Raw genomic sequence first — 24,629 nt, 5'->3', positions numbered from 1 at the left:
TCAATTGCATCAAAAAAAGCCTTTTCCTTAGAAAAGACTCCTTTTTAGACTATGCATTTATTCCATCATTATTCAATTGGGCTGCATCGCTTTGCTCAAATTGTGAGCGCAGCTCAATAATGGAGCTATTTCTGACAGCATTGGCATCTTGCTCAAGAAGCCACGTATAAAATCTAGCTTGCTCCGCTGTTTGCAATGCCTGCATATATTTATGCGTGGAACGCTTCTCTGCAACGCGCTGTTTGATCGCGCGCATCTGCTTCCAGAATTGATAATAAGGAAGCTTGAGCTTGGTCATCAAGCCGCGATCATCCTCAATGACATATCCCTCTTCTTTGATCGAGTCGTCATGAGAAACGGCCTGATACCATTTATAAAAAGACGTCCAATCATGGAACACAGCCACTTCCTGCTTGCTGGATATTCCAAGCTGTTCGCTTACTCTTTTCACTTCAGTAAATGGTGCCTTTTCATAGCTTAGCTGACGCTTCACTATATCAAGCAAAATGAGTTGATCATGATCATATGTGATAATATGTGGGTCTTTCTCTGGCATAATGACTTCAAACACAAGAGATGCATTGTGGTCACGTACGTATGATTTGATGTAGTCGACCTGCACGTCTCCGAAGGTCTGATAGAATAACTCCTCGACCCAGGAAGCATGCTGATTTTGTTTCACATGAGATGTATACGATTTGGACGTAAACACCAATTCGTCTTCCATTTCGTTATACCCAACCGTCCCTAAATATCCATTTGCTTTATCGTAGACGGTGACAGGAAATTGAAGGTGGTTCACTAGATGATGCATTTTTGTCTCCGGACGCTCATCAATGTTAAAAAATTTGTTGTAGCTTCTTGAAACAATCTGCTTTGACACCATATTGACAAACAAACCTCTTGCCTTCACATTCACATCATCCCACTGCCGTTCACTAAACGCTTTTTTCGTAAAATTAAAAGATGAAATATGGTGCGGAAGCTTTAATTCCTGTACATACTCATGCTGATCTAAGTGAGCTAAAAAGTCATCTAGTGAGATATCTGGTTGAATAGTGGCTGATGGTTTTTTCTCAGAAGCTCTATAGATTGGGTTGTCAATTTCATGAGTCTCAATCCCTTCAGCTGTGATTTTCAACACTCTCAGCTGTCCCCCGAATTCAACCTGGCCTTCTAGATTATAAGACCTTTCCGCTGCTTGAATAGGCAGCCTGTATAAATTGCGATGCCCGTGAATTTGAATGACATCTAATCCAGCAGTATTTTGAACAAACAAATGATCAATGTCATCTGAATATTCACCTACACCGTGGATGAGCTGCTGTGTTGAGACATGCAATAGCTCTTCTGGCAAATGAGCAAGCCCCCCGTGGGTAACAAGAAATGTCTTGCCATGGTACGTAAAATAAGTAAGCTGATGAAATGTTCTGACAAACTTCCGTACTTCTTTTAAATCAAAGTCTGCTGTTTCAATCTCAGGTGCAGTATGCCGGTTAAACATATTACTTCTTACTTTTTCACCATGTGCAAACCGGTATAAATGCTGATCATGATTGCCCTCAATCACGATGACATTCCGGCATTCTCTATGTGCGAGCATCCATTCTAATACTTCCTTGTTTTCTATACCTCTATCAAGCAAATCACCTGCAAAGATATAAAGTTCATTTTCTTTAATATCTCCTTGCAAATAGGTGGTCAGAGCGGTATGACAGCCGTGAATATCTCCAAAAACATGAATGGCCTCATATTGATCGAAGGATCGAGGCTGATAGGTCATCACTTGCGGATATTCCTCAGGCTGCAAGACAGTCACCCATGATGGGACCTTTTCTGTTTTTAACCGCTCATTCATTTGATATAAAACAGACTCCCGCACAACTTTGTGTGCTTCCCGTGAGCGATTTTGCAATAGAGCTGTTTCAAGCGACACCTGCGTGAAATCGACGACATACACCCTGTAACGATACGATGTGGCCAGCGATTTATATTGAGATATCGATTTGCTTGAAATATGCGTGGCATCAATCACAGTAAAGTCTCCGCGTTCCATACGTGCTGTAAGCAATTCAAATAATAAAGACCAGACTTTGTGGTCATGCTTGCTTGAAATTTCTGGTTTCCCATTGACAGATAACTGCGGAGGCTGGGTCAAAAGACGAATCTGATCCGCTGATAATGTGTAAGGCTCTAAGCCTTGGGCTTTGATCCAAGTTGATTTCCCTACGCCTGGGAGACCTCGTAAAAGGACTAAAGTTCTCATATTGGTTCTCCTTTAATAAGTGATATTTTACCTATTATAGATAAATGATGGATAAATCTCAATCTTTTATCGATTATGGTAATATATAGATAGAAAGGGAGGTTTTACGTATGTCTAATGGGGAGAATATCGCATTTAATATTGGTGATCTTCTATTTCAAGTGTTCTCTCTTCTATTCATTGCTGCTATCGTGACGATCATTGTCATCGCTTTTCGAATGATCAGAAGAAAACGAATGGAATTGAAGAAGGTTGAGGAAAGATTGAACAAAGTGATTGAAAAAAACGATTTAAAAGAGTAAAAAATCCGGAATTTAACCGGATTTTTTTTGTTTCATCACAATCCCTTGCCGCTGCTGCATCAAAAAGAAAAAGACGCCTAAAAGGACAAGAAAACCGCCACACATTTGGAGCAGCGTGACTTTCTCTCCAAGCAGCCATACAGCAAGAATCGTGGCTCCAACAGGTTCGCCAAGGATACTCATTGAAATGGTTGTGGCATTGACATAGGTTAAAAGCCAATTATTAATGACATGAGACATGGTGGGAATGATCGCAAGCAATAAAAAGATTCCCCACTCTTTACCCGGATAGCCTGTAAAAGGCGTTTGCTGAATCAAATTGAATAAAATTAAAAAAAGACCGGCAAAACCAAACACACAAAAACTATAAATCCAATGAGATATCTTTCTGACAGCCTGTTGACCTATTAATAAATAACAAACAACCGCGATCACACTTAAAAAGGATAAAATGTCTCCTAGGATGGCTTCCTGGCTATGACCTATGTCTCCCCACCCAATCATAAGTGCACCAACAATTGCGGCACACATCGTCAAGAGTGCAGGCAGCGTGGTTCGTTCACGGAAAAAGAGAAAGCCGCCTAATAAGGAGACCATCGGCTGAAGGGCGATGATAATAGTAGAGCTTGCCACAGTCGTCAGCTTCAGTGAGCCAAACCACAACACAAAATGGAGTCCTAAAAAGAAGCCTGACATACATAAGAAAAACCAATCTCTTCGCTGAATCGAGAGAAATTCTTTTTTTCGTGGCAGAATAAACGGCAGCATAAAAATCGCGGCAAAGATCATTCGATACATGCTTAAAATAGCAGCAGGTGCATTTGACCATTTCACAATGATAGCAGAAAACGAAATGGCAATAATTGAAATCACAAGCGGTAGTGCAATTGATTTCTTTTGAGCAGTTGACTTCATGTCCATAAGCAGCTTCCTTTACATCAGCAGTAGATGAGAAGTTCATCTTGTATGTCGTCATCTTACTATGTCCAATCCGCTAGAGGCAAGATGATTTTAAAACTTATGTACGCTTTTTTTTGCATGAAAAAAGGCTTTCTTCTCGAAAGCCCTATTCATCATCTATCAATAGATAAACCGCCCGAACTGGACCATGAACCCCTACTACTAAATTCATCTCAATATCCGCAGAGTTACTCGGACCTGATATGAAATGAATAGCACCTTTCGCCTGCTCTCCCTCCTCTACTGAGCGATTAAGAGCCGAAACAGCTTGAATCATCCGCGGAACCACCATGCTTTTTTCGATACACACGATATACATCATCGGTAAAAAATGGAGCGCTCTTCCTTGGCCCTGATGGGATGAAAGGACGACTGTACCTGATTCTGCTAAGGTGTAATCACTGAATACAACCGAATACGCCGCTTGCTCTGCCAGCCTGATATTTTCTTCCCTTGAAGCCTCAGCATTCCAACTGGTGACTGCAAATCCTTCGTGCTGCAAGGTGTCAAACATCGGATAAAATCCATATTGTTCAAAACGATGATCGCCCGATGTCATCACAGAACCCTCTCCATACTCTGTCATCAATGATCGTAATACAGAGGGCGCTTCCTCTGGTGTTGTTTCGACCACTCTTGTATGAATTCGTTGACATTGCACCTTCAATTGCTCGACTAGCTCTTCTTTAGACAAAAGTCCGTTTGTTTCCCACTGAACTTGATGCTTCCAAGCTGGACGCTGAATAGATGCAGACGAGGAGGAATCCTTCCCTAATTGCTTACGGATATGAGCTAAAAACGATTCTCGGTGAGAAATGGTTCCCTTCATCACTGTTCCTCCTTCTGTCTCTTTTTAAACCAATCCCTGAATCTTTCTTTACTTGGAGCTGGCAGGTCACGAATATCTGTCCAATTCTTTAAAGGACCTATTCCTTTTGAAATCTGTCCGTTTGAAGCCATACGATTCATCAATACAGGAGCTGCTTTTGTTCCTAATTGATACATCCCGGGAGTCGATGCGCCCATTCCGAACATTTTCATCGCCATCATTTCAGCTTTAGACGCTCTCCCCTCTTTTTCCACGATGACTTGACGATGTTTTATTAATAACTCGTGAAGCGGAATCTTTACTGGACAAGCATCTGTGCAGGCCGCGCAAAGGCTGGATGCAAAGGGGAGCTCTTGGTAGTCATCATAGCCGCCAAGAAGCGGCGATAAAACAGCACCAATTGGCCCCGGATAAATCGATCCGTATGAATGTCCGCCCACATGCCGGTAAACTGGGCACACATTGATGCAGGCTGCGCACCTGATACATTGGAGAACAGGCTGAAAGGCAGTACCTAATATATTGGACCGCCCATTGTCCACAATGACCAAGTGAAATTCTTCTGGCCCATCCACTTCTTCTTCTCCTTTTGGTCCAACGACAGAAATGTAACTCGTTAATTTCTGACCGACTGCACTTCTGCACAAAAGACCAACGAGGACATCCAGCTCCTCCATCGTTGGAACAATCCGTTCCATGCCCATAACGGCGATATGTGTCTTCGGGATAGCCGTGACAAGATCCGCATTCCCTTCATTTGTCACAAGGCAAATGGAACCTGTATTGGCGACAGCAAAATTACAGCCGGTGACACCAATATCTGCTTCGAGGAACTTTTCACGTAAGATGGCTCTCACAAAACTCGTCATATCTTCAGGTGTCTCTGACATCTCATATCCGAGCTTTTCGTGAAAGACTTCTCGTATTTGTTCTTTCGTCATATGAAGAGCAGGTGCCACAATATGTGAAGGAGGTTCATGATCATCTACTTGCAGAATATACTCGCCAAGATCGCTTTCCACCACCTCACAGCCGATCTCTTCAAGGGCTTGATTCATTTCAATTTCTTCTGTGACCATTGATTTTGATTTAACGATCTTTTGGGCCGCCTTTTTCTGTGCCACATGTTGAATATACGCCGATGCCTCTTCCTTTGTTTTTGCAAAAAAGACATGTCCTCCGCGTGCACTAACACTTTCACTTAACTGGTATAAGTAGTCATCAAGATGCGTCAGCGTATGCTGCCGGATTTCCTCGCCAAGCTCACGCCACTTTTCCCAATTGCCAAGCTCTTCGCTCGCAGCTAGCCGCCTTTCATACAGGCGTTCCTGTGCTGAGGAAACAGCACCTCTCATGACTTTATCTTCTAACCCTTCCCCGATTCGTTCTTTAAAGGCCTTCTCTCCAATTTTCATACTCATGTGCCGTTCCCCCTCTTAAAGTTAGCGGCTATTTAATACCTCTGCGATATGCATCACTTGAATGGGCTTATCAAGACGATTCAGCCTCCCGCCAATATTCAGCAGGCAGCCGCAGTCAGCACCAATGATGTATTCAGCTTGTGTCTCCTCTATGCTTTGGACTTTCTCATCGACCATTTGCTCAGAAATAGGAGTCATTTTTACTGAAAAGGTTCCTCCAAATCCGCAGCAATTTTCGGCGCGCGGCAATGGTGTCATCGTCAAATCTTTGACATTTGACAACAGTGTGAAAGGGGCTTCCTTAATTCGCAGCAGTCTCGTCATATGACAGGATGTGTGATAGGTTGCGTTTCCTTTCAGGCTCGCTCCGACATCTGTGACGTGTAATATATCAACAATAAACTCGGTTAATTCATATGTTTTCTCAGCAAGTGCCTTAGCTTTTGCTGACCACACTGGGTCTTCTTTTAAAAGATGAGGATATTCTAAAAACATCGCCTTACAAGAACCTGACGGCGTCACGACATATTCAGCTGATTCAAAGGCTTTGATCATGTTTTTTGCTGCTTTAATGGTTTCTTTTGTATAGCCGCTGTTAAAGGCTGGCTGCCCGCAGCACACTTGTGCCTCTGGAAATTCCACTTCTACACCGAGCCTTTCTAATACTTCCACTGTGGCCTTTCCTACATTTGGCTGCATGGTGTCAATTAAACAAGTAACGAATAAATGGACTTTCATCGGCGAACTTCCCTTCTTTGCTGCAATTTGATTCATCAATTTGGTCATCTGATGACGAAATAACAGGCCTTATTTTCATTTTAATCCCAAATTTCTGAAATTTCAACGAGGTGATTTGTCTAAATTTGGACATATGGCTCGTGTAGCTTGAATGAAAAAAACGCCCTTTTGATAGGACGTTTGAGAAAATTTATTTTGTAATCATTTCACGAATTTTTTCGTCGATAGGAGTGAGATGGCCTAATTTTTCTTTATGTTCTCAATTCTTTTTTCGAAAGAGGGATGACTTTCACGCCATTCAGACTTTTTTCCATAATCTCCATCTTCTTCTTCAATAAGGCTGCTTAATTTAATCAAAGTATTGAGATACAGTGTTTTATTCCCAAGGTGGAAAACAGCAAAGTTATCAGCCTGAATCTCAAATAACCGGCTGATTTTCTTTGGCAGCCATTCCGTAATGAAAATTATGAGGATTATTCCTATTGGGAAAATAAGAACATATTGCCACCATCCGTTAGCAAGCATAACCTGTCTGGCATAGTACATACTGATACCCATAAGTAATGTTACGATCAAAGTTAGAAACATGGTATAATGCGCATGTTTTAACTTCGCATGCCCCATTTCATGGTATAAGATGGCACGAATTTCATCTTTTTCAAACTTATCTAACAACCCTTCTGTCACATACACATCAACTCTTCTTTTAAATGGAAGTTTAAAAGAATATATCCAGGCATTCACATCCTGTTGAGAGTCTTTTTTCACCCAAATATTTACCTTTTGGTTTGTCTTATACTCAATATCCTTGCGAATATACATGAATGCTTCTGTATTTAAAACTTCATATTTGTTTATTATTTTTTGAATGATTGAGTAACCAATAATAAATAATATGATTAGGGCGAAGTACCAACCACAGAATAGAAAAAAGTTATCCATGATCTTCGCTTGAAATGACAAAGGAAGTAATAAATAAGATCCGAAATATAACAAGGATAATGTGGCAGCACCAAACAAAACGACTTGCTCCCTAACATTCATTAAAAACGAATTTCCTGACGCACCTTCATTCTCTTCTAAACCTTCAGGCGTATCTTTTGTAGTATACTCAAATGAATAAGCTGTCAATAAAATTGACAGGAAACTAGGTACAAGTATAGAGAGAATGATGCTTAATACATAAGAGCCTGTTATTGATAGCGCATATCCCATTAAGAAAAAATAATTTAATCCCAAGGGAAGAAAAATGGCTAGAACAAAGGGAATAAATAATGTGAATAGGTTTTTCATAGATTCATGAAGATTAAAAAATAAAAATAACATAGCTGGAAAAAGAATTCCTATTAAGGTAATTAATATAATATATGTGGTATTATGCTTAAAACCTGTTTTGACCTTAGTAGTTTCTGTTAGATTCGTTAGATTGTATTTAGAGAAAAAAGGATTTTGCGATACCTGTTCCATCTTAATTTTATCATCATGAATAAGTACAAAACCTCTTCTTAGAAAAACCATTGCTTTTTCTTTCATTAATTTGTTAGTTTCAATCGTGCTAACTCTATTCCTAGATGAAATCTCCGTGAAATTTACTTGCTTTCCCCCCAATTGAAAGGCTGCTTCTGAACGATCTTTGGAGTCATCATCTTGATAGGTTAATAAAAAATCACCCTGATAAAGAGAATGGGAGATTAATACTTTTGGATTGTTATCTTTGTTCGAATCAAGTAGAACAAAAGGAGAAACAACTGCTGAACGGATACCAACTTCAATCAAAATGACTATTATTGTTATAATGCTTGCAATAAGATAAGAAAGTGAGGCTTTTCGTAACATTTCGTCACATCCTGCTTATGTAGATTTTAAAAGGTTGCATATGTTAAGAAAGAGTAATAACCATTATATACGTCCATTATTCAGAAGAACTAATTGAAAATCTAACCTTATTATTAGCTTCCCTATGCTAGGGTACACCTACTCAATTAAACAGGAAGAATAAACAAATAATAAGCCTAAATTCCATTTTAGTCCCAACTTCCTGCAATTTCAATGAAGTGCTCGTGTAGCTTGAATGAAAAAAACGCCCTTTTGATAGGACGTTTGAGAAAATTTATTTTGAAATCATTTCACGAATTTTTTCGTCGATAGGTGTTAACGGCCGTCCTAATAAGGTTTCGAAATCATGGCTTTCAACGGCTAAGGCACCATCGCGAATTCCGCTTTGAATGGCTTTGACAAATGGAACAGCTTCTTTTGGTACACCATTAGAAGCTAAAAATTCCCCAAATGTGTCGACATCAATTTGCTCCACTTTGATCTCTTTTCCGCTCACCTCACTGACAATGTGAGCAAGTTCAGTGTGTGTCCGAAGAGGGCCTGACAGTTCATATATCTCCTTGTCATGTTTAGAAAGTGTTAACGCATTTGCGGCCGCTTCTGCGTAGTCATTTCTTGTTGCCCAGCCAACCTTGCCATCACCAATTGGACTTAAAAATGGTGCGCCGCTAACGGCTGCTAGTATCGTATCTTTTTCATTTTCTACATACCAGTTGTTTCTTAGAAACACATGAGGAATGCCAGAGGCCACAATGGCTTCTTCAGTTTTTGCGTGGTCGTGTGCAAGGACAAGCTGACTCTCTCTTGCATTCACAACGCTTGTATAAGCAATAAAGGGTACACTGGCTGCTTTCGCCGCTTGGATGGCAGCCGTATGCTGCTGCACGCGGTCACCATCCGCAGTTGAAATGATCAAAAGGCGGTCAATGCCTTGAAAGGCTGCCTTAAGAGTGTCTGGCTGAGTAAAGTCTCCGCGGCGTATATCCACCCCGGCTTCCTTTAAATGTGCTGCTTTTTGCGGATCTCGAACACTCACCGCAATTTGTTCAGCTGGTACCTTTTTAAGTAAATGCTGGACGACGAGCGATCCAAGCTGTCCTGTTGCGCCTGTTACTAATAACTTCATAATGTTTGACCTCCTCATTTTGTGATTCACGGTGATGTGCATACGTTATAATCAAAATGGTTACAACAAAAGTGTAAAAAAAGCTCCAATGTATGAGCTTTTTTATTCCGCCTCTGTCAATAATTGCTGAATTGTCACTTGCTTTAGGTGATTCTCAAGTGCAGCTTGTGCTTCTTTTAGTTCATGCCGCAGTCTTGTATCCATCGCTTGACCAATCGGACATGCGATGACTGGCTGATGGAAGTTAAACAATTCTTCATCCTCGCTTACATCGACAGCACGGTACACATCTAACAGCGTGATTTCCTCTGCCGGCCTTTTTAAGTAAGCACCACCTACTCCGCGGCGTATCTCAATGAGACCTGCCCGTTTGAGCATTGCCATCATTTTTCGAACAATGGCTGGATTTGAATTCACACTTTCTGCAATAAAATTCCCTGTACACTCTTTTTGAACACCTGCAATAAATGACAAAATATGAACAGCAATCGGATACCTGTTGCTAATTTGTTTCACAATCTTTCACCACCGTTGTAATCAATATAGTTACAACGAGTGATTTTGTCAATCAATAAACGGATTTTTCTTTCGATCCCAGTCCTCATATGTCATGATATCGTGGTCTTCTTCTGTATCAAGCTCAAGCGGGGCAATGCATTCAAGCAGATTTCCATCTGGGTCAAGAAAATAGATCGCTGCATGAAATTGCGGCGGATTATCGAGAACTAAAGGCTGCTTCTCTTCTGAAAAGCCAAACATTGGGTGAATGCTGATGCCTTTTTCAACCAGCCAAGCCTTGATTTGTTCGATACTAGAGGTTGTAATTTGAAAAGCAACGTGCCGTGTCGAGGGATGATATGGGAAGTCATTGATATCTACTTTCCACAAGCCAAGCCAGCTCTTCCCTTTCTCAATCCATAAAAAAGCAACTCGTTCATTTGCGTGAGCAAGTGTCAATTCCAATTTTTCATAAAACGCAATAGATTTCTTTAAGTCACTCACAGGTAAATGGGCTTCATACAAACCTTTTATCATCATCAAAATCACTCCTTTCCTACCTTCTATTCTGCGGGAATTGATGAGATTCTGCCTCAGCAAAACGATGTATTTTATCCCCTTCATTGGTTTGAGAAGAATGATATGTTTGATCGATTACATATGGGGGAAGTTGTTCAAATAAAAGAAAGGAGCGCTTTATATGCCTTGGACGATGAAAGATTATCCTGCTTCATTTAAATCATTAGACAACGTCATTCGAAAAAAAGCGCTTGAGATTGCGAACAAAATGATGCAGGAAGGCTATGACGAAAGTAGAGCCATCCCAATTGCAATCAGTCAAGCGAAAGAATGGAAAAAGAACGCAACGGAGAAAGAGATCGAGAATGTCTCAGCTCATGGTTCTGTCACGCCATCTAAAGACAGCAGCTCCGCAAGACCAGAGCTTATGGATCATGCGCAGCATGTCGTCAAGCACGAAGAAGGCTGGGCGGTTCAAACAGAGAAAGCAAAACGAGCAAGTGAGGTCAAAGAAACGAAACAAGAAGCCATCGACCGGGCAAGTGAGATTGCATCTAATAAAGGGACTTCTGTTGTTATCCATAGAAAAGATGGGAACATTCAGGATGTGTTAAAACCGCAGTAAGACCGCTCAAAAGCGGTCTTATTTTATGCATTCTTTTCTTTTTTCGCTGGTGCTTTTCTTTTTTTAGGTGCTGTCTTTTTCGCTTTGGCTGGTTTTGATCGGTCGATTGAAGCCTGTAGAGCTGCCATTAAATCGGTCACATTGGATGCAGGATCTTTTTTGCCTGTCGTTTCTGGCTGAACTGTATGTTCTCCAGATATTTTATCTCCAATTAAATTCATCAGCTGTTCTCTGTATTCATCCTGATAGGCAGCTGGATCGAAAGTTGTGGTTAATTGCTCGATTAAAAGAAGCGCTGTATCTAACTCCTTTTTTACAATGTTTTCTTCTTGGGGGATATTCGGTACATCTGATACCTGTCTAATTTCATCAGGGAAATGAATGGTTTCCATCAGTAAAATATGTTCATAGCATCTAACGATTGCTAATTGCTCCTTTGAGCGGATCATAATCTTTGCGACACCAATTTTCCCCGATTCCTCTAAAGCTTTTCTTAATAATGAATAAGCCTTCGCTCCGCCGGTATCTGGTGATAAAAAGTAACTTCTTTCATAATAGATTGGATCAATCTCTTCGATCTTCACAAAATCAATGATTTCAACGGCTTTTTCTTCATTTTCTTTTCGCAGCTTTTCAAGCTCTTCCTCGTCTAATTCAATGAATTTATTTTTCGCATACTCGTACGCTTTGACGATTTGTTCTGGTGCCACCTCTTCACCGCAATTGGCACATACTTTCTTGTAGTTAATGGGCGTGTGACACTCTTTATGCAGCTGCCTTAATTTAATGTCTTTGTTCTCTGTAGCGGTAAACAGCTTCACTGGAATATTGACTAGTCCAAAGCTAATGCCGCCTTTCCAAACTGTATGCATCGCGTCACCTCCGTTCTTTTCTCCTTACTATGCAATGTTTTCGTTAGACTTATGTATGTGAATGAAAATTTCATCCCACTCTAAGAACACATCATATGAGGAAGTGACATGCACAAATGAAACCTATGCAATTAACGGCTGCACATGAGGTTCCTACCGGTGCAGACTGGGTGTATGAATTAAAATATGACGGCTTTCGAGCCATTCTGACGTGGGATCAAAACGAGATTCATTTAGAAAGCAGAGCCGGAAAACGATTAAATGAACAGTTTCCTGAGGTGATTGAACAGTGCGAACAATTAAGGGATCAGTTTGCTCTTTTTTTACCTCTGACGTTTGACGGGGAATTGGTCTTTTTACTGGATGAACAGCAAAGCGATTTTGCGAGGGTTCAGCAAAGAGGCAGGCTGAAAAACAAAGAGGCGATTAAGCAACAGGCTGAGCGGTTTCCATGTCATTTGATCGCATTTGATCTATTAAGATGCAAAGGGCAATCTCTAATTGATTTACCGTTGATAGAAAGGAAAAAACAGTTACAGCAAGTTTTCCAAGCAGCAAAACTTCCGCCATCTGTACAGCTTGAACACCCTTCCCTTCTTCAACTCATTCATACAGACACAAATCCTGAAAATATGAAAAAGCTGATGACGACGTATTTAGCAGAAGGACTCGTTGCGAAAAAAGGAACGAGTAAATGGCACGACAATACCCGGTCAAAAGAATGGTTGAAAGTCAAAAACTGGCGATATGTCTCTGTCATAGTGACTCATTTTGATAAAGAAAATGGCTACTTTCAAGGCTGTATTTATCAAGATCATCAACTCACTGAGGTTGTCCAATTCAAGCATGGATTTTCTAAAGAAGAAGAACAAACGCTTCGTACGCTCTTTCAAACAAAAGGCAAGCAGACAGGGGCATCAGGATATGAAATCCCACCTTCTATCGTCGCGAGCATTGCTTGTATCTCCTTTGATGGATCCGCCTTAAGAGAGCCGCGTTTTTCTTCCTTTTTACTAGATACTGATCCAGCGACGTGTACGTTTCAGCAAATGCTCAAACAGCTATATCCGCTCCCTGCTGTGATTGACATCACTCATCCCGAAAAACCGATTGTGCCAGCTCTTCATCTGAACAAGGCAGATTACTTACTTTATTTGAGACAAGCCGCTCCCTATCTCTTGCCCTTTTTACGTGAAAGACGGCTGACTTTAATTCGGTTTCCTCATGGCGCCGGGGATGAATTCTTTTATCAAAAGTCGACACCTGATTATGCGCCAGATTATGTGTTGACCGATCAAGCTGATGATATTGCTTACACGGTCTGTAATGACCCTCAGACGCTTCTTTGGCTTGGCAACCAGCTTGCAATGGAATTTCATATTCCTTTTGAAACAAGGGATACGAACCGGCCGGTCGAAATCGTCTTTGATTTAGACCCGCCGTCTGTTAACGAGTTTCATCTAGCCATAGAAGCTGCCAAGCGAATCAAAACGCTTTTAGACGGTCTCTTTCTCACAGCCTTTATTAAAACAAGCGGTGGTAAAGGCCTACAAGTGTATATTCCATTAAAGAAAAATGCCTTCACATACGTAGAAACGAGAACATTTACCGCGTTTATATGCCAATTTTTATGTGAACAAGCCCCTGAGCTATTTACTTTGGAACGTCTTAAGAAAAAACGCGGCAAGCGCTTGTATTTAGACTATATTCAGCACGATGCTGGAAAAACAATCATTGCGCCCTATTCACCAAGAGGAAATGAGCTTGGACTTGTAGCGACACCGCTTGAATGGGACGAACTCCATCAAGATGGACTTCATCCTTCTTTGTTTACCATGCCAGCTGTGATAGAGCGTCTAAAGGAAAAAGGCGATCCATTCCGACGCATGAGGCACCTTGCAAATGATGACACTTTCAGACAAGTTTTGCACCGGCTTGAGGACATTATCCCGGCACATAAGATGGACATACGCGGTCATTAAGCGTTACACTTACTCATTAGAGAGTAAGAAAGGGATGACCATTTTGACCGCACATTCATTTCGAAATATAGCACTTATTTTCTTGTGCCTTGCAGCAGGTATTGTGGATGTGATTGGCTATTTGAGCTTAGGGCATGTATTTACAGCCAATATGACAGGTAATATTGTGCTACTTGGCATTGCAGCAGGAAGCTCCTTGCAGCTTACGGCCCTTCATTCCATCACCGCACTGAGTGGATTTGTATTAGGGATTTTACTTGCTGTTGTGATAGGCGGAAAGCATGAGAAAACATTTTGGCCAAAAGCCGTTACACGTATCTTTATCATAGAAGTCCTGATACTGCTTCTATTTGCTCTCATGACCATTTTCCCTTATACACAAGGTGCTTATTTTATGCTCATTATCCTTTTAAGCATGGCCATGGGCCTGCAGACAGCGGCCGCCCGCAAATTAAATGTGGCTGGCATTTCCACAACGGTTCTAACGAATACACTCGCCAACCTATTTGAGGATTTGGCTCAGCGCATTTCACATCGGGAAAAAAGAACAGCTCCCATTCAGCATGTCAGTTTCATGCGAATAGGCTCTATTGTCTTTTACTGCCTAGGTGCTGCATTAGCGGCATACACAGATGCATTTGATCCGTTTATCATCATTTGGCTGCCTATCTCTATCCTAGGGGTCATTGTGATCACTGCTGCATTCAAGCACTTTCATCAATTGAAATAGCCAATCGAAAGATGGCTATTTCAATCTCTGTAATGAAACCACTAATAACTTCTTACATAAAAACCAGGAGGACGCCCCATAATGAACGTGGAGCCATATGGAGAATATCCAGAAAATGTCCCGAATCCACCATATCCAGGATAACCTCCTAAACCAGAGAACACGCCAGGGCTCACATAATACCCGCCAAAGCCAATATGTGGCCCCACTGCTCCTCCGCTAAAACCGCCTCCGTGAAATCCTCCATACACCCGTGGGTCCATACAATCACCTACCTTCTAGATACACTTCATCTCATCATATGCATGACAAATGGAGCGGTGTTCCCGCTTTTTCTTTTACTTCTATGTACAATAGACCAATTTGAGAAAATTTGAATGAAAAGTCCTGCAAAAAATTAAATTAAGCAAAGAAAGGTGACCTTTTTAACTTGTTGCTCTGCCCTATGTTTATTTAGAATAATGAGGCAGGTAACAAATTTGCACACCCCCTTTGTTGCGAATTCTTCTTATTAAACGTTCTTGTAGCGTTTAATAAGAAGAGCCTATTAAAAGACAAAAAACCCTTGCTGACGATAATCAACAAGGGCAAGAGATAAATGGTGGATTAACCACCAATGATTTTTTCTGCTACTTCGAAAGAACCCGCAACGTTTTGAGTCAGAACTGACGCAGCGATCGCTAAACCTACAACGAATAATACTTTTAAACCTGTTTTCATCTTAAATCAACCCCATTCTTTTCATATGTAAATCCGCTTCTAAACTTTTGTTCAAATAAAAAACAGACTGCTCATAAAGTGCTTGCTTTTCACAATACTTAGCCGCAAAATGTGAAAGCTCTTTTACTTCATGATATTCATTCTTCTCTTCTAACTTTCTTAATTTCTCATCAATTTGTTGAAATCTTTGTGGTGCATTCGTTAAGTAAAGGTCATGGACGATGCCTATTTTCAGCTGAAACACTTCATGAGAAGCATCTTTTATTCTCGCATACGCAGCCTCTATATAGTGGCTTGCACGCTGCTTTTCACCAATCACACAGAGTTCCCGGCTCATCAGATACGTAGAATGGAAAAAGAAATCCGACTCGTAATATTCTTGATGGGACAATGCTTTTTCAAGATGACGTATTGATTCTTTCGGTTTATTCCAAAATGAATATAAAATGGCCACATTGTGATGAAGCTGAGCCAGCATAAAATCATCCTGCTCGCTTGTCAAAACCTCTTCCGCCAAACGATAATTTTCAAGCGCCTCTTCATACCGGCCGATCTCTGTTTGATTCGCCGCTATGAGGGAATATGAAAGTGCCGTTCTTCTTTCATAATGCTTGTGCCGTTTATAAACGTGAAGGGCTCTCCTGATATAGCTTAATGAGAGCATGATATGACTAAGCCGGTAGTAAAGCCAGGCCACCTTAAAATCAAAATCAGCACGTTCGATCTCACTTGGAATTTTATCTAAGAGCTTTTCAGCACTTTGATACATTTGCAATGCAACCTCGTAATTCCCTTGATGCTGCTCATACACACCCTCATAAAAATCAAAATAGTAGGCAAGGCGGTTAGATAAGTCATCCTCTTTTTTCCCGTGGAGACCTTCCATACTTTTCGTTGAAACACTGCCCTTTTGACCTCTTAAATTGTACATGAGAATGTGATGCCTCTTCTCAAGAAGAGAATAGTACATAAGGATGTCCGCATCATCAATTTCCTCTACTGCTTGTTTCGCTTTAGCAAATAGCCGTTCTGCCTCATCTGCATGATCTTTTTTAATTTCCATGTTCCAGTCATTTAATAATGATGCCAATTCCGCAACAGGAATCTTGCTCATTCTACACCCCCAATCACCTTCAGCTGCATCACATGATTTCACTAAATATGGAACTTCTATTAGCAATTGCTAATTAGTCCATTCGAGATCATTTTAATATGAATCACTTAAATCTTCAATAACCGTTTCCTTTGAAAAAACTTTTCTTTTTTCTAACCAATGATGTTTGCGTAAAAATTCCGCCTTTTTTCGGTTTTAAAATAAACAATCATCTCGGGATGAAATGAAAAAAGCCCTTTTTGGGGGCTTTTTGTACTTATTCCAATCGTATGATGGTAAGTGCCGCTCCAACAGACCCTCCCCCAAGTAACACCACTGTTGCGACTAAACCGAAAATTTGGAGAGAAATTTGGTTACCTGCTGCAAGTGTTGTAATGAGTGATACGTTGTAGGTAGATGCCGATAAAGCGGGTGTTAATATAGAACCGGGAATGGCAGATCCGCTGTTAACCAGCCTTGTTCCAGCAAGCAGCGCTGCATTTGTGTTCACTTGATAAGTGATGAAATAGCGACCCGAGACTGGCACTGTAAAAATCGTATTTCCACCACTTGCCGTAAAACCATCTAAACTCTGATTATTAGGCAAAGAAACCGCTGTCCCGCCTAGGGACAACAAGCACTGGAGGCGTACATTGAGTTAGCGGTTACAATTGTGCAGGATCGGTTATTCCTGTTGGACACTTCTATCAAAGAACACCCATGAGTAGAAAGATTCCGCATATTTCCTGATGAGCAATAAAGGAGAACTTATTGGACATTTGTGAGTAAAGCTTTTCATTTTTTGTTTGAATATTGATCTCTTTCAGTTTACTCATCAACAGGTTTGTCACTTTCCATCAGCCCAATTCAATGCTGTATACAAACACAAACCATATGGTCTTTTATCATATGTGTCTTTGACTATTTTGTGCGATTCGCCTATAGATCAGTAAACTAATTATCAGCACAGCTTTTCATTTATCCAGTTTCTTTATATAATATGATCAATAACTTCCGCGCCTCAGTAGCTCTAGAAGGGAAGAGCGCCGTAAAACAAATTGTAGCTGGCGGGTCGCAAGGCAAGGGTTTCAGAAGCACCGAAAAGCACATGAGCTGAGACAGGCGAAACTCCTGTCGGTGAAATTCCGTAGGGAAGCGTGTTGCCCCTAGCCTATGCTTACGAAAGGAGTGCGGGTTCGAATCCCGTCTGAGGCTTATGAGGTCGATGGAATGGGAGGATAAAACATCATGCATGTGTTTAAAGAATATGTAAGCAACATCGGTAATCCAGAGCTGAAGCAGCGCACGCAAGACATTTTACAATGGATATTAGACACATTCCCTCAACTAGAACCAAAAATTGCTTGGAATCAGCCCATGTTCACAGACCATGGCACATTTATTATTGGGTTTAGCGTGGCAAAACATCACATTTCTGTCGCACCAGAAGGAAAAGGAATCGATCACTTTTCAGCTGACATTGTACAAGCGGGTTACGATCATGGAAAAAAGATGTTTCGCATGAAGGAAAGCTTACCAGTTGATTATCCTCTCCTAAAGAAAATCATCGAATTTAATATCGAAGACAAAGCGGATTGTACAACGTTTTGGCGAAAATAAAAAGTACCCCGATCTGAGCCATTATCAGATCGGGGCATTTTGCTGCAACATGTTATTTTGTTCTCTTCCTTACAACGTTCTGCTCAAGCCACTCATAACATGACAAGATGGCATTCACGCTCTTTTGGCATATCGGCAAATATACAACAGTGATCGCTGTTAAACTCGCTATGACAGCCCCTGCTAAGACATCAAAAGGATAATGGACACCTACCCATATCCTTGAAAAACCAACGGCGCACGCTATGATCAGCCAATAAACATGGCGTTTGTGAAAAAGCCAAAAGATCAGACATACAGAAAAAATCAAGATGGTATGATCACTCGGAAAAGAGTTATTCACTTCCTTTTGAATCAAAAGATTGACATGACTCATTTCGGCAAAGGGCTGCTGGTTGGAATAAAAAAATCCTGCAATTTTCCCCATTAACTCTGCCAATATGAAAGTAAGTCCAGCAGATACCACCATCCCCCTATTGGTTTTACTTCGACTTTGAAACCATATGAACAGACACGTGAGCGCTGCTAACAGCACAGTATATTCAGCTAGTCCAATGAATATCGGATTCAAATAACCATGATCGATACTGAGCTGATTCACCCACCTAAATAAATCTTCATTATATCGCTGCATCTCATTTCATTCCTTTTTCCTCGATTTATGACAAGGATAATTGAAATAAGATGACTCTTCCATCGATTGAACGAACAAACCATGGAACCATATGACATGTTTGTCACTTTTCTGTCACTGACATCATTTACTTACTGCTCTATAGAGAGTGACGCTGCTCCCATTCCTTTTTTAGTAAAGCATATTGGTACGTGTTTTCATATTTAGGGGTGCCATCCTCATATGTAGTAAATGAAATAAACTCAAGAAAAAGGCCTTCTCTCCGCATGCCTAATCGCTCACATAATGCCTGCGAACGGACATTATCATCTTCTACATAGGCATAAAGCCGCCTTGCTGCCTTTTCTACAAATAAATAGGACAAAAGCGCCACAGCGCTCTCTCGTGCATATCCCTTTCCTTCATATGCTTCATTGAAATTCCAGCCGATTGAATACGTATCAGGATCCTCTTTTAAATGAAACAACTCACCGATAATCTGCCCACTTTCTTTTAAACAAACCGCTACATATGAATGGTCTTTTTTCTCTTTTGCACTTTAGCCAAAGCTTCTTCTAATGAAGAAATTCGATCAGCGAGAAAACAATTTACTCTTGGATTAGACAAGTACTCAAGCATCCCTGCTGCATCTTCATCGCAAAACGGTCTAAGCATTAAACGATTCGTTTCTAATTGATTCATAAATGACTCCTCACTGTTTTTGCTTTATTTCGTGTTTTCTAATCTCTCCATATTTTAGATGACATGCACCAGCTTTGACAATCAAGTTATTCTGAAGTGTCTTCAAATAAACGAAACTCATAAAAAGCATTTTGCTATTAAATCATTTGGTCAAAACTGATAAAATAGAACTTATGTTTCTATTTTATGAAAAAGGGGTTACACGATATGATCAAAACAGTGGATGGCAACATTTTAGAGGCAAGTGAAGACATCATCTGTCACCAGGTGAACTGTAAAGGGGTCATGGGCGCTGGATTAGCCAAACAAATCAAAAGCAAATACCCCAATGTGTACAAAGAGTATAAAGAATTATGTACAGAACAAGGAGATGACTTGTTAAGCTCCGTTCAACTCATCACAACTAATGACGGAAAAACAATTGCCAACTTATTTGCTCAAACCGGATACGGAAGAAAAAGAATACAAACGGACTACGATGCCTTACGCAGCTGCTTACAAAGCCTAAAAGGCACAGTAACCCATTCAAATGAAAAGAAAAACCATACTTCCATCGCCATTCCCTACGGGATCGGCTGCGGACTGGCTGGCGGCGATTGGGCGATTGTGGAAGGCATGATTGAAGAGGTGCTTAGTGATTGTGAAGTGACGGTTTATCGGTTTAGATAAGTGAATTTTCGTTTTCGATTAAAAGATAAAAGGACCATTCTGTCTAGAACGGTCCTCTTATTCTATGCAAACTAGTTATTATTCTTTTCTTTGTTCTTCATATATTCAATTACAAATTCTCGATCTTCCTGGTCTTCTGGAAGTATTCCAATATTTTGATACATCCATATCTCTTGTTTTTGAACTTCATCTAATCCATCTTCCAATATATCTATATAATCATATTTGATGGAAAACTCACCTTTGTTATTTAATTTTAATGTAGCACTAGTCCACACATCATTATTAATTTCTTTATCAGTAAGCCATAATTCTTTAAACAAAGCATGTAAATTTAAAAGTAAATCTTCATAAATATTCTCACTTACATTAAACGTTTCTGGAATATCATGAGAATATATATACTCTGTATTACAGTCCTTTTTAAAGAAAAAAAACACCTCAGATGATTTCTCTAGCACTTCAGCATAAAGAACAGCTTTATACCATTCAGTTGGGATGATTTCGTTAACCTCTTTTGCGATTCTTTGAAATAGATCTGCTTGATGCTGCATCTTCTTATCAACCTCCTGCTTGATTCTGTATCACAACAGTTCTTTTCATTTTTCCCTCTATTGTATAAGTCACTTTAAATTCAGTTGGTCTCAATGAGCCACTTATATATAGCGGTTTAATTTCTACATTAACTTTTTTGGGCGGATTTGCACTAAGAGCCTTTATCCATGTTTGCTCCATCTTGTACCATTTCCCACCGCTTCGATTAATCTGTGAATTCATCGGCACAAGATTGTCTATATCGCCTGATCCTTTGAAAATAGACGCAATTAAATGCCCACCATCATCATCCAGTAATCGATCTGGCTTGCCTGAATTAGATTGGGCGTATTGGTTTCTTTTGACCTCTCCGTATTTTAATTCACTTGCTTCAACTTTGACAATACGTCCGTAGTGATCTGTTGTGTAGGTGTAGCCTTGCTTTGTTGAATAAACGACATTTGGTTTTAATACTTTTTTACGTTTCCATCTCACATAGTGATCTCCGTAACTGACAACAGCCGGTGGTGATTTAGGTGCTGGTAATCGTCTGCCTGTCTTAGAGATTCCGTAGCCTGAATTGTTGTCGAGACGCTTTGCCATGGAGAGGAGTTTATTTTTGAGATTTTCGCCGTCAAATACATTGTACGGAAGCTTCGGTCCACCAGCCATTTGAAACTTTGGTAAGTACGGCAATAGATTCGGAATAGAGACTCTGTCTAATGATTTTGCTCCTTGTTCAAAGCCTTTCTTCACTGTTGTTTTAGCCGCGGTTGTCCCCGTTTTTGTAATGGCTCCTGCCCCTTTAGAACCAAAGACGATTTCTGCTAGTGAACCAGTCGCATAGGCGAACCAGTGTGACCGTGAATACGCATCACCATCTATGACTTCTTTTTCGAATGAGCCTGAAATGGCTTTTCCAATCGCTTTCGATGTTTCAATTGGGTGTGAGTGAAACAGCTGTTACGACCGATTCAACGGCACCCCCAAGGTCTGTTACAAGATCATAGATGCCAACCACTGTATCTTTGGCCACATCATATAGACCAACTGCTTTTACACTGTCAATGAATACCTCTGATGCTTCTTCCTGCGCTTTGATTTGAAGCAGCTGGCTGTATACATTAATCAAAAATTGAAAAGTCAAAGGCTTGTTAACACTTATTGCATAAGCAATTGTTAATTCGAATTCTTCTGTTTGTCGTTCATCTATAATTGGTTTATCTATTTTTTTCGTTTCTGCTAAATCATGGTTAAGTTGTGCAACATGCTCAGTTAACATCATCGCAGTCCATTTTTTTCTAAGCATTTAATCATTCTTCTTGAAGGATTAAACAGCAAAAGAATGTTCTTTATCAATGAGATTTAAGAACTTTTGTTCGATGTAAATATTGGTATTAAAAAAACCCTCCAAATTATAGGAGGGCAATGTGTTAGTTGTTTTCTTCTTTGTTTTTAATAAACTCCAACACAACTTCTCTATCTTCCTCATTTTCAGGGAGAATTCCCAAATTTTCATATTCCCAAATAGCCATTCGTTGATAGGTATTGTAATGGGAGTTCAATACATCATCATAATTAAAATCTATGACAAATTGATTCCTATTCTTAATCTTTAGTGTTAAATTTGTCCAAACTTCTTGATTGTTGATTTTAAATTCATCTCTCAGTTTTTTGAAAGAATCCTGTAAATTAATTAATAAGTCATCATATATATTTTCACTGACGTCAAATATATCAGGAATATCATGAGAATACATATATTTTTGTTGTTTGTTTGTATTAAAGAAAAAATAAACTTCTCGAGAGTCATTCAGAATTTCTGCATATAGCAAAACATTCTCCCAATCAACAGGTATTATATCATTTATTGTATTCAAAATTTCTTGATAAACTTCATTCGATGGTTCCATCTCCATTTTAATTAACCTCCTGACTTATTTTCAATCGTTACCTTTTTAACTCTCCGATCACCAATTTTATATTTAATTTTAAATAAAGAGGGCCGCATAGAATCTCCTTCATATCTTATACTTTCTACGGAAACTGACACAGTCTCAGGTGGGTCTTTCCTCAAAGCTGCCAACCACTCTTGTTCCAATTGATACCATTTCCCACCGCTTCGATTAATCTGTGAATTCATCGGCACAAGATTATCAATATCCCCAGACCCTTTAAAAATAGAGGCAATTAAATGCCCACCATCATCATCCAGTAATCGATCTGGCTTGCCTGAATTAGATTGGGCGTATTGGTTTCTTTTGACCTCTCCGTATTTTAAATCACTTGCTTCAACTTTGACAATACGTCCGTAGTGATCGGTTGTGTAGGTGTAGCCTTGCTTTGTTGAATAAACGACATTTGGTTTTAATACTTTTTTACGTTTCCATCTCACATAGTGATCTCCGTAACTGACAACAGCCGGTGGTGATTTAGGTGCTGGTAATCGTCTGCCTGTCTTAGAGATTCCGTAGCCTGAATTGTTGTCGAGACGCTTTGCCATGGAGAGGAGTTTATTTTTAAGATTTTCCCCGTCAAAAACGTTATACGGTAGCTTCGGTCCACCAGCCAATTGAAACTTTGGTGAGTACGGCAATAGATTCGGAATAGAGACTCTGTCTAATGATTTTGCTCCTTGTTCAAGCCCTTTCTTCACTGTAGTTTTGGCCGCGGTTGTCCCTGTTTTTGTGATGGCTCCTGCCCCTTTGGAACCAAAGACGATTTCTGCTAGTGAACCAGTCGCATAGGCGAACCAGTGTGAACGAGAATACGCATCACCATCTATGACTTCTTTTTGGAATGAGTCTGAAATCGATTTTCCAATCGCTTTCGATGTTTCAATTGGATGAGAAACAGCCGTAACGACTGATTCTACGGCACCACCAGGATCTGTTACAAGATCGTAAATGCCAACTACTGTATCTTTGGCCACATCATATAGACCAACTGCAGCACCTTTTACACTATCAACGAATACCTCTGATGCTTCTTCCTGCGCTTTGATTTGGAGCAGCTGGCTGTAATACATTTTTTGATCGTAAGAAAGATTTTCATATCCAATTTCGTCTACAATCTCAAAGTATTTCGCTTCTGATATACACGAGGGATCATTGAGCTTTTCTTTCAATTCTTTGATTCTTCGTTTCTCTTTTTCTTCTTTTTTCACTTTTAAATATGCTTTCACCTGTGCATCGATTTTATCATGATTCTTGTACACATCTGTCTCATGAAATGCTTTTGCATCATAATACATGGGCTGAGCGTTCTTACCTTTTCCTGTAGCAGCCATCATTTTTGTATAAAAAGTTTTGAGGTGATTCTCAATCGCTTCTGATTTTGCGTATTCTGTTTTTAGCTCATGATCTATTTTATGTAAAGCATCAATTGTCTCTTTTCTTTTTTTGTTCGCATCGTCTAAATGTTCATTGACCTCTTTACTTGAAAATGTGTGTAATTCAATTAAATCACTGATATCGTCAAAAATAGTGGAAAGAGCTTCTTTTTGTTCCTTGACCATATCTTTATTGTTCTGAATGCCTTGCTTCAATTGAGCATCTAGGAAGTGCTCATCAATAAATGTACTCCCGCCTAATGATTCATCATCCAGCTTTCCTTTCACTCCATCTAAAAAAGCTTTTTGCATATCGATAAAATCAAGATAAGTGTCTGTGTATAGTGCAAGATCATTATAAAAAGCTTTGATATTATCTGCACCTTTTCCAGTAAACTCATCACCTAATCCCGATACACCTTTTAATGCTTTTTTCACAAGTTTCATCTCTTCTTGAAGCTCATGATAGGCCTTTGACCTCTGTTCGACAGCTGATAGTAAAGATGGAGCATCTAATATTTTCATATAAAAAAGACTCCTTTTATGGAATATTCTTTTACTAGAATACCATAAGGAGCCTGACACTTTAATCCACTTTATCGTTTTTTAACCAATTATCCTCCAGAGCTGCCTTTGAATGCCA

At 40.0% G+C, this 24,629-nt stretch carries 25 protein-coding genes and 1 pseudogene; 6 read left to right on the top strand and 20 right to left on the bottom strand.

Going from position 1 to position 24,629, the window contains the following annotated elements:
• Positions 1-49 precede the first annotated feature (49 nt).
• Positions 50-2,266, bottom strand: coding sequence for an RNA ligase (locus MHH41_RS08610; RefSeq protein ID WP_050944905.1), 2,217 nt, complete (start codon positions 2,264-2,266; stop codon positions 50-52).
• A 110-nt stretch (positions 2,267-2,376) separates the two neighbouring features.
• Between MHH41_RS08610 and MHH41_RS08605 the strand changes: the two genes are divergently transcribed.
• On the top strand, positions 2,377-2,568 hold the full coding sequence (locus MHH41_RS08605) for a TIGR00366 family protein (RefSeq protein ID WP_003212466.1): 192 nt from the start codon (positions 2,377-2,379) through the stop codon (positions 2,566-2,568).
• A 12-nt stretch (positions 2,569-2,580) separates the two neighbouring features.
• Here MHH41_RS08605 and MHH41_RS08600 read toward each other — a convergent pair whose 3' ends face one another.
• From MHH41_RS08600 to MHH41_RS08565, 8 genes are all read right to left on the bottom strand, one after another.
• Complete coding sequence (locus tag MHH41_RS08600) at positions 2,581-3,489, bottom strand: DMT family transporter (RefSeq protein ID WP_050944906.1); 909 nt, start codon at positions 3,487-3,489, stop codon at positions 2,581-2,583.
• A gap of 145 nt (positions 3,490-3,634) precedes the next feature.
• Complete coding sequence (locus tag MHH41_RS08595; RefSeq protein ID WP_050944907.1) at positions 3,635-4,357, bottom strand: LutC/YkgG family protein; 723 nt, start codon at positions 4,355-4,357, stop codon at positions 3,635-3,637.
• Positions 4,357-5,778 (bottom strand): LutB/LldF family L-lactate oxidation iron-sulfur protein, encoded by a 1,422-nt coding sequence (locus MHH41_RS08590; RefSeq protein WP_050944908.1) that lies wholly within the window; start codon positions 5,776-5,778, stop codon positions 4,357-4,359. The genes MHH41_RS08595 and MHH41_RS08590 overlap by 1 nt, the downstream gene beginning before the upstream one ends.
• Positions 5,779-5,799: 21 nt before the next feature.
• The gene (locus MHH41_RS08585) at positions 5,800-6,516 is read right to left on the bottom strand and encodes a (Fe-S)-binding protein (protein WP_050945462.1); all 717 of its coding nucleotides are present in this window, start codon (positions 6,514-6,516) and stop codon (positions 5,800-5,802) included.
• 240 nt (positions 6,517-6,756) lie between these two features.
• Positions 6,757-8,352 carry a M48 family metalloprotease gene (locus MHH41_RS08580; protein ID WP_340866131.1) on the bottom strand — a complete coding sequence of 532 codons (1,596 nt, stop codon included), beginning with the start codon at positions 8,350-8,352 and terminating at the stop codon, positions 6,757-6,759.
• A 274-nt stretch (positions 8,353-8,626) separates the two neighbouring features.
• Entirely contained in the window at positions 8,627-9,478 is an 852-nt protein-coding gene (locus MHH41_RS08575) for an SDR family oxidoreductase (RefSeq protein WP_050944910.1), read from the bottom strand.
• 102 nt (positions 9,479-9,580) lie between these two features.
• Positions 9,581-9,994 carry an Rrf2 family transcriptional regulator gene (locus tag MHH41_RS08570; RefSeq protein ID WP_212046740.1) on the bottom strand — a complete coding sequence of 138 codons (414 nt, stop codon included), beginning with the start codon at positions 9,992-9,994 and terminating at the stop codon, positions 9,581-9,583.
• Between the two features lie 48 nt (positions 9,995-10,042).
• Complete coding sequence (locus MHH41_RS08565) at positions 10,043-10,516, bottom strand: VOC family protein (RefSeq protein ID WP_050944912.1); 474 nt, start codon at positions 10,514-10,516, stop codon at positions 10,043-10,045.
• Positions 10,517-10,676: 160 nt separating this feature from the next.
• On the opposite strand from MHH41_RS08565, the gene MHH41_RS08560 reads away from it, so the two are divergent.
• The gene (locus MHH41_RS08560; RefSeq protein WP_212046739.1) at positions 10,677-11,120 is read left to right on the top strand and encodes a DUF2188 domain-containing protein; all 444 of its coding nucleotides are present in this window, start codon (positions 10,677-10,679) and stop codon (positions 11,118-11,120) included.
• Between the two features lie 23 nt (positions 11,121-11,143).
• On the opposite strand, the gene ku is transcribed toward MHH41_RS08560, so the two are convergent.
• Positions 11,144-11,992 carry a non-homologous end joining protein Ku gene (gene ku / locus MHH41_RS08555; RefSeq protein ID WP_058015683.1) on the bottom strand — a complete coding sequence of 283 codons (849 nt, stop codon included), beginning with the start codon at positions 11,990-11,992 and terminating at the stop codon, positions 11,144-11,146.
• Between the two features lie 116 nt (positions 11,993-12,108).
• Between ku and MHH41_RS08550 the strand changes: the two genes are divergently transcribed.
• Together MHH41_RS08550 and MHH41_RS08545 are read left to right on the top strand one after the other, a co-directional pair.
• The gene (locus MHH41_RS08550) at positions 12,109-13,974 is read left to right on the top strand and encodes a DNA ligase D (protein WP_212046738.1); all 1,866 of its coding nucleotides are present in this window, start codon (positions 12,109-12,111) and stop codon (positions 13,972-13,974) included.
• Between the two features lie 34 nt (positions 13,975-14,008).
• The gene (locus tag MHH41_RS08545; RefSeq protein ID WP_050944914.1) at positions 14,009-14,704 is read left to right on the top strand and encodes a YoaK family protein; all 696 of its coding nucleotides are present in this window, start codon (positions 14,009-14,011) and stop codon (positions 14,702-14,704) included.
• A 41-nt stretch (positions 14,705-14,745) separates the two neighbouring features.
• Here the strand turns inward: MHH41_RS08545 and MHH41_RS08540 are convergent, their stop codons facing one another.
• The 3 genes from MHH41_RS08540 to MHH41_RS08530 all read right to left on the bottom strand — a co-directional run bounded on the left by MHH41_RS08540 (position 14,746) and on the right by MHH41_RS08530 (position 17,124).
• A complete protein-coding gene (locus MHH41_RS08540; protein ID WP_008343948.1) occupies positions 14,746-14,967 on the bottom strand; it encodes a hypothetical protein in 222 nt (73 codons plus the stop codon).
• Positions 14,968-15,425: 458 nt separating this feature from the next.
• Positions 15,426-16,538 carry a response regulator aspartate phosphatase gene (locus tag MHH41_RS08535; protein WP_050944915.1) on the bottom strand — a complete coding sequence of 371 codons (1,113 nt, stop codon included), beginning with the start codon at positions 16,536-16,538 and terminating at the stop codon, positions 15,426-15,428.
• 256 nt (positions 16,539-16,794) lie between these two features.
• Complete coding sequence (locus MHH41_RS08530) at positions 16,795-17,124, bottom strand: BclA C-terminal domain-containing protein (RefSeq protein ID WP_308218267.1); 330 nt, start codon at positions 17,122-17,124, stop codon at positions 16,795-16,797.
• A gap of 641 nt (positions 17,125-17,765) precedes the next feature.
• Here MHH41_RS08530 and MHH41_RS08525 point away from each other — a divergent pair.
• Positions 17,766-18,137, top strand: coding sequence for an iron chaperone (locus tag MHH41_RS08525; RefSeq protein WP_050944919.1), 372 nt, complete (start codon positions 17,766-17,768; stop codon positions 18,135-18,137).
• 52 nt (positions 18,138-18,189) lie between these two features.
• Here the strand turns inward: MHH41_RS08525 and MHH41_RS08520 are convergent, their stop codons facing one another.
• Positions 18,190-18,771, bottom strand: a complete 582-nt coding sequence (locus MHH41_RS08520) for an undecaprenyl-diphosphatase (RefSeq protein WP_137054594.1) — start codon at positions 18,769-18,771, stop codon at positions 18,190-18,192.
• Positions 18,772-18,910: 139 nt separating this feature from the next.
• Positions 18,911-19,452 (bottom strand): annotated as a pseudogene (locus MHH41_RS08515) (GNAT family N-acetyltransferase).
• 207 nt (positions 19,453-19,659) lie between these two features.
• Here MHH41_RS08515 and MHH41_RS08510 point away from each other — a divergent pair.
• Positions 19,660-20,121 carry a macro domain-containing protein gene (locus MHH41_RS08510; RefSeq protein ID WP_340866124.1) on the top strand — a complete coding sequence of 154 codons (462 nt, stop codon included), beginning with the start codon at positions 19,660-19,662 and terminating at the stop codon, positions 20,119-20,121.
• 71 nt (positions 20,122-20,192) lie between these two features.
• Here the strand turns inward: MHH41_RS08510 and MHH41_RS08505 are convergent, their stop codons facing one another.
• From MHH41_RS08505 to MHH41_RS08485, 5 genes are all read right to left on the bottom strand, one after another.
• Entirely contained in the window at positions 20,193-20,675 is a 483-nt protein-coding gene (locus MHH41_RS08505; protein WP_340866122.1) for a TIGR01741 family protein, read from the bottom strand.
• A 7-nt stretch (positions 20,676-20,682) separates the two neighbouring features.
• Positions 20,683-21,411 carry a DNA/RNA non-specific endonuclease gene (locus MHH41_RS08500; protein WP_340866120.1) on the bottom strand — a complete coding sequence of 243 codons (729 nt, stop codon included), beginning with the start codon at positions 21,409-21,411 and terminating at the stop codon, positions 20,683-20,685.
• A 181-nt stretch (positions 21,412-21,592) separates the two neighbouring features.
• On the bottom strand, positions 21,593-21,964 hold the full coding sequence (locus MHH41_RS08495; RefSeq protein WP_340866119.1) for a YolD-like family protein: 372 nt from the start codon (positions 21,962-21,964) through the stop codon (positions 21,593-21,595).
• 124 nt (positions 21,965-22,088) lie between these two features.
• Positions 22,089-22,574 (bottom strand): antitoxin YezG family protein, encoded by a 486-nt coding sequence (locus MHH41_RS08490; protein WP_340866118.1) that lies wholly within the window; start codon positions 22,572-22,574, stop codon positions 22,089-22,091.
• 5 nt (positions 22,575-22,579) lie between these two features.
• Entirely contained in the window at positions 22,580-24,511 is a 1,932-nt protein-coding gene (locus MHH41_RS08485; protein WP_340866116.1) for a T7SS effector LXG polymorphic toxin, read from the bottom strand.
• Between the last annotated feature and the right edge of the window lie 118 nt (positions 24,512-24,629).

It is taken from the genome of Bacillus sp. FSL K6-1145 (assembly GCF_038003425.1).
GTDB classification, from domain to species: Bacteria; Bacillota; Bacilli; order Bacillales; family Bacillaceae; genus Bacillus; species Bacillus pumilus.
The sequence above is the reverse complement of the archived record's forward strand: the minus strand, read 5'-3'. Positions and strand labels throughout refer to the sequence as shown.